Genomic DNA, 6,095 nt, shown 5'->3' with positions numbered 1-6,095 from the left:
TCCGGTAGGCGCTCACTTCCCACCCCCAGTTGTCTCCCCGTCACATCGCCGTTGGGGCGCTGCCAGTGGGCTTGGGGTGGCAACACCGTCGACAGCCCAGCCAGCAACCAATGACGCTACCTCTTATGTTCCTGCTTGTGGGGCCTTTGAATACGAAGCCGTACCACGATTTGAACACCGAAGCGAACCCACGATTTGTTCGACACGTTTGCTATCCGAGAGCGGGTAATAACGAAAAGACCAACACTTGCAACGACGGCGGGGTGGCGGACGTTCGGTTAAACCGCTGATCCGACTGTGGCACCGACTTCGTAAACTAATCTCAACATAAACCTGAATGCCCAAAGTTTCCGCTTTATTTTGTCCGGCATGCTTGGCGTATGCATGTAATCAGGGGAGTCCGTGATCCGGCGGCAAGTTTTCCACTCAATTCGACTGTGGATGATTCGGGCGAGCGTCATCAGGCCAACCGGGCGGTAACAGTCAGTGCTATCGGCCTGGCGGTCACCGGGTTAATCGAAATGGCCATTGCGGTGTTGTCTGGTTCAGTCGCGCTACTCGGCGATGCGCTGCACAACTTGTCTGATGTCTCGACTAGCGCACTGGTGTTTGTGGGATTTCGGGCTTCGCGCAAACTTCCGACCGAGCGCTACCCCCACGGCTACGAACGCGCCGAAGACCTAGCCGGCATTGGTGTGGCACTGGTGATTTGGGGCAGCGCACTTGTCGCCGGCTTTGAAAGCGTCACCAAGCTGCTCCATCACGGCAGCACAACTCACCTGGGCTGGGGCATCGCAGCGGCCGCCGTCGGTATCGCGGGTAACCAGATCGTGGCGCGCTACAAGCTGCTGGTGGGCAGACGTATTCGCTCCGCAACCTTGGTGGCCGACGCCAAGCATTCATGGCTGGACGCGTTGTCTTCCGCTGGGGCGCTGCTGGGTTTGCTCGGCGTGGCATTCGGTTGGGGCTGGGCCGACGCGGTCGCTGGGGTCATCGTCACGGGGTTCATCTGCCATGTCGGCTGGCAAGTGACCGTCGATATCGCCCGCCGCCTACTCGACGGTGTCGACCCTGAAATAATCACGACCGCCGAAGCCGCTGCCGCCAAGGTGCCCGGTGTCACGCACGCGCATGCCCGAGCCCGCTGGACCGGACGGACGCTGCGCATCGAGGTTGAAGGCTTCCTCGAACCTGAGACCACCCTCGCCGAGGCCGGCGAAATTGGTCGCAAGGTAGCCTCCGCGCTTGAGCCAGAAATTCCTGAGATGCGTAGCTTCACGTGGACCGCTCGAGCCACCTGAAACCGACAGCAAGCACTCGCGAACGGTATTGGCCCGTATGAACTAACCCCTCCGGTGGGCTTCTGGCGAACGGGAAACGTCAGGTGACCGGGAAGTGTTGGGTGATGGCGCGCGAGATCTCGATATACAGCGGGATGCCGATCGTGACGTTGTAGGAAAACGTCAAGCCCAGCGAGGCCGCCAGCGGAAGTGTCGGGCTCGCCTCTGGGATCGCCAGCCGCTGCACTGCGGGCACCGCGATGTACGAAGCAGCGCCGCACAGCACCGCGAACAAGATGTAGGTGCCTGGCTTGAAGTGGAAATGGGTGAGGTGAGCGTAGGAGTGGGCGGTGATGATCCCGATCGTCGCGAACAGGTTGGGAGCCAGCAGGCCGAAAGCGATGAAACCCGGGCCAGCGGTCTTGAGGTCCTTCAATCGCCGCGACGCCGTCATCCCCATTTCCAGCAGGAACAGACACAGCACACCCTGGAAGGCGGCTACGAAGACGTTGTCGTCGTCGTGCACCACCTTGGCTCCCTGCAACCGGCTGACCAACCCGATGATGATGCCGCCGAACAGCAGATACAGGCCCGGATTAAGCAGCACCTCCCTCAGCAGCTGGACGGTGGCGAGGCTTTGCTTGTTGCCGTCGTCGGGATGTTCGCGCAGTTCCAGCGAGAGTTCCTGCTCCAGACGCGGGTCAGCTTCGGTTTCCAGGCGCTGTCCGGCAGCCGGCTGAGTGGCCGCACCCGGCCCCACCCTCGCCAGTAGGTAGCCGGGCTCGTCCGGCATGGTGCCCGCGGCGTCCATCCCGCGGTGCCGCAACCGCGCCGCCAAGTACAAAGCCACCAGGCAACCCGGCATCTCCATCACTGCCAGCATCACCGGCATGAAACCGTTGAAGGCCATCCCCACCGTGGCCAGGACACCGACGCAAGTGGCGAACGTGCCCGCCGAGTCTGACCCGTAATAGCCGGCAACGGTGGCTTTATCGATCCGCCGCATCGACGTCATGCGGGTCAGCAGCGCGTAGGCCAGCAGGCCGATCACGAAATTCAAGACGAAGCCCAAGACGATGAACCCGACGATGTTGCCGATGCTCGAAGCGTGGATGGTGGCGAGTTCTTCACCGCCGTGCCAGCCGATGGCCAGCAGCAGGTACATCGTCAAGCCCTGGTAGATCACGTAGGGGAATTCGAATTCCACCTTCAGCAGTGGAATCAGGAAACCCAGATAGAAGAACAGCAGTAACGGCTTGAAGAGGTTGTGAGTGAAGTTCTGCCAGAACTCCAGGAGCATGGGGCTCTCCCTTACTTAGCGCCGCGGTGCTGACTCCCGTGACCACCCGTGTTTCCACGCCGCGGTGGACAACCCCGCAAACATAGCGATATCGAAGCCGGACGGCGAGCCACTCTCCTGGCCTGCCGCTGATTTGGCAGGCAACCTCAAGGTTCGATGGCGAACGGGCACGGCGCGGGGGTAGGGGTCGAACCCACCGTTAGCGCGACGCGGAAACCAGCGCGGGCTTGACGCCGGCGGCGCCCTTGACGCGGTGGGTCACCGATCCCCACACCGAGGGCGAGTAGTGCGTCGTGACCTCGTCGAATCCGTCCGCGCGGGAGACGGTCAGGACACCTGTTTCCTGATTGATGGTGAGCTGGTCACCCTCGTTTGCGTGGATCTCTTCCCCGTCAAGGAGCCGGATGATGAACATGCTGTGGCCCTCTCTTGTCCTTTCGCGCGATCCGCAAACCGACGATGATCTTACGGACAGCCCGCAGGCTGGACGGCGCCGCTTTTGCGGCTGGCACGTGAACGTTTCGGAAACGCTCGATGGCGTGGCTCCGCCGGCTCGAGCGACCCACATTTCAGGGGAGACCGCCCATCGGTGGATAGGTTAGGCTAAATTTACTAACCGTGACCGAGGTCGGGGTAGAGACACATTCCGCGCACGCCGCGTCACAGTCGATTCGGTTACCCGGCGACATTGACCCGGCCGATCTGGCAGCCGAGCTGGCTGCGGTGCTGCCCGAGCGAGACGGCGAAGACTACCTGCTCTACGAACACGATGGGCAATGGGTGTTGGCGTGCGGTGTGCTGGCCATAGTCGAGCTGGACTGCGACGAGCTGCGTGTCGTGCGCGACGGTGTGGTTCAGCGGCAGCCGTGGTCTGGGCAGCCGGGACGGGCGCTCGGTGAGGCGATCGACCGGCTGCTGCTGGAAACCGAACACGCTTTCGGCTGGATCGCTTTCGAGTTCGGCGCTTACCGTTTCGGGTTGCAGGAGCGGTTGGCGGTGAATACCCCTCTGGCCCGGGTATTTTGGCCGCGCACCCGCATCGTGATCACCGGAGACATGGTCGATTTGTACGGTGCTGACGACCGCCACCGCGAGGCGGTGGATCGACTGCTGAGCGACGGCGTGCCCGGCCTACCCGCGGCGTCCCCGATCGAGGTGGCCGCCGACATCGCCGGCTACCGCCGTCGGGTAGCGGCCGCCATCGGTGAAATCGCCACCGGCCGCTATCACAAGGTGATCCTGTCACGTCGGGTTGACGTCCCGTTCGACCTTGACTTTCCGTCGACCTACCGATTGGGCCGCAGAAACAACACCCCGGCGCGATCATTCCTGTTGCGGCTTGGCGGATTTCGTGCTCTTGGCTACAGCCCGGAGCTGGTTGCGGCGGTGCGGCGTGACGGCATGGTGGTCACCGAGCCGCTGGCGGGGACTCGGGCGCTCGGCCGCGGGTCGCTGCGCGACCAGCAGGCCCGCGACGACCTAGAGTCAAACGCCAAAGAGATTGTGGAGCACGCTATTTCGGTACGTGGCTCACTGCGAGAGATCACCGAGATCGCCGAGCCGGGCAGCGCGGCGGTCACCGATTTCATGACGGTTCGCGAACGGGGCAGTGTGCAGCACCTGGGCTCGACTGTCAGCGCCCGCCTCGACGCGTCCAAAGACCGGATGGATGCCCTGGAAGCGCTGTTTCCGGCGGTCACCGCGTCAGGCATCCCGAAAGCTGCCGGTGTGGACGCTATCCTGCGGCTCGACGACAGCCCGCGCGGATTGTATTCCGGTGCAGTTGTGATGTTTTCGGCTGACGGTGGGTTGGATGCGGCGCTGACGCTGCGTGCTGTCTTCGAGCATGACGGGCAGACCTGGCTGCGGGCCGGCGCTGGCATCATCGGCGCGTCGGATCCCGACCGGGAATTCGAGGAGACCTGCGAGAAGCTGAACACGCTCGCCCCGTACCTCGTTGCGCGCCGCTAGTCTTAATTCGCCTCGGCGTCAGGCGAACTCGCCATGTAGTCCGCGAGAATCCGGCTGACCAGCGACTCGATCGTGGACTCGATCGACGACGCGAGGGTGGCGGCGACCGACGCGACGGCCTGGGTACGAAACTGCACCAGCATCGTGATCAATTCCGCGATTTCGGTGTCGGGCGGTAGCGGCTCCCCGGGTTTGATGCGGTTGGCAACATGCTCGGCCCCGGCGCGCACCAACATCTCGCTGATCTCGTCGACCAGCGGAACGATCTGCTCATGCAGGTCGACCAGCGTGTCGATGCTCACGCCGTAGCCGCGGATCTCGTTGAACGCTTTGATCAATTTGGGCCGGACGACCGTGGCCTGCGAGCCGTCGACCCGAATCACGCCCAGTTTCACCAGCCGGTCAAATGCTTTTGTGTCGTGGACGAGTCGCTGAGCATCGGTGAGCGGCATGGTCTCCGGTTTCTCGGTGGCCCACGTTCCCACGATGGCAGACTCCAGGCCAAGGACGTCGGCAAGGTCTTTGCCTTCCTCCCACGCGTTGAGCATCTCTCGGACGTGCGCGATGTTGTATCCCCGGTCGAGCATCGAAGTGATCAACCGCAACCGGGTCAAATGGGTGTCGTTGAACAACGCGATCCGCCCGACCCGCAGCGGTGGGTGCAGCAGGCCGCGGTCGCGGTACACCCGGATGTTGCGGGTGGTGGTGCCGGCCAGCCGGGCCAGCTCGTCGATTCGGTATTCGCCGGTGCCGGCGGCGCCGTGTGGATGGTGAGCCGCCGCGTCGAACAGCTGCGACACCGCATTTTCGATGAATTCCCTCGACTGCCGACGTACCCGTCGCGGCGTGCGCCGCAGGTTAGCCAGCACCCCGGCGATCGTGCCGGTCTCTGCCCGCGGCGGTCGGTCGGGAGCCATCGCTGATCAGGCCGACGAGCTGACGCGGACGTCGGAGGGCTGTGCGACAGCGTCGTAGTCGGCGAACCGGAAATCCCGCATCTGTCGAAGATACTGGCTGGCGAACCCCGGGTACATCGATGCGTTGAACCCGTCCTTGGTCAGATACCAACTGCTGCAGCCCGACATCCACGTCGTCTTGGCGAGCCGCTGCTGGATCCGCTGGTTGTGGCGGCGCTGCACATCTGCGCGCACGTCGAGATAGCGCAGGTCGTTGTCGAGGATCGTGGTGATGGCGCGCACCGCGTAGTCGAGCTGGCCTTCGATATACACGAGCAGCGAATTGTGGCCGGGCCCAGAGTTGGGTCCGGTCATGACGAACAGGTTCGGGTAGCCGTGCACGTTGATGCTCTTGTAGGCCTGTGCGCCGTCGGCCCATTCCGCGTTCAGCGAGCGACCACTCAGCCCGGTGACCGGGAACGGCGGGCCGGTCAGGTGCACGTCGTAGCCGGTGGCGAACACGATGCAGTCCAGGTGATGTTCGACGCCGTCACTGGTGCGGATGCCCACGGGGCTCAGCGTCGCGATCGGCCAGTCGACGAGCTTGCAGTTATCACGTTGCAGCGCAGGGTAGTAGTCGCTGGAGAC

General features: G+C 63.4%; 5 protein-coding genes and 1 pseudogene. 2 read left to right on the top strand and 4 right to left on the bottom strand.

Annotated features, from left to right (window positions below; translation table 11 throughout):
* Positions 1-380: 380 nt before the first annotated feature.
* Positions 381-1,301: a cation diffusion facilitator family transporter gene (locus VFA16_RS16135; RefSeq protein ID WP_324968789.1), complete on the top strand. Its 921-nt coding sequence runs from the start codon at positions 381-383 to the stop codon at positions 1,299-1,301.
* Positions 1,302-1,380: 79 nt separating this feature from the next.
* On the opposite strand, the gene VFA16_RS16130 is transcribed toward VFA16_RS16135, so the two are convergent.
* Both VFA16_RS16130 and VFA16_RS16125 read right to left on the bottom strand, forming a co-directional pair.
* Positions 1,381-2,580 carry a sodium-dependent bicarbonate transport family permease gene (locus tag VFA16_RS16130; RefSeq protein WP_324968788.1) on the bottom strand — a complete coding sequence of 400 codons (1,200 nt, stop codon included), beginning with the start codon at positions 2,578-2,580 and terminating at the stop codon, positions 1,381-1,383.
* A 199-nt stretch (positions 2,581-2,779) separates the two neighbouring features.
* Positions 2,780-2,995 (bottom strand): hypothetical protein, encoded by a 216-nt coding sequence (locus VFA16_RS16125; protein ID WP_324968787.1) that lies wholly within the window; start codon positions 2,993-2,995, stop codon positions 2,780-2,782.
* A gap of 203 nt (positions 2,996-3,198) precedes the next feature.
* Between VFA16_RS16125 and VFA16_RS16120 the strand changes: the two genes are divergently transcribed.
* Positions 3,199-4,551, top strand: coding sequence for a salicylate synthase (locus tag VFA16_RS16120; RefSeq protein ID WP_324968786.1), 1,353 nt, complete (start codon positions 3,199-3,201; stop codon positions 4,549-4,551).
* A gap of 2 nt (positions 4,552-4,553) precedes the next feature.
* On the opposite strand, the gene VFA16_RS16115 is transcribed toward VFA16_RS16120, so the two are convergent.
* Together VFA16_RS16115 and VFA16_RS16110 are read right to left on the bottom strand one after the other, a co-directional pair.
* Entirely contained in the window at positions 4,554-5,468 is a 915-nt protein-coding gene (locus VFA16_RS16115) for a MerR family transcriptional regulator (protein WP_324968785.1), read from the bottom strand.
* 6 nt (positions 5,469-5,474) lie between these two features.
* Positions 5,475-6,095, bottom strand: a pseudogene (locus VFA16_RS16110) (4-hydroxyacetophenone monooxygenase); the annotation flags it as partial.

The organism is Mycobacterium sp., from assembly GCF_035653355.1.
Classification (GTDB): domain Bacteria; phylum Actinomycetota; class Actinomycetes; order Mycobacteriales; family Mycobacteriaceae; genus Mycobacterium.
The sequence above is the reverse complement of the archived record's forward strand: the minus strand, read 5'-3'. Positions and strand labels throughout refer to the sequence as shown.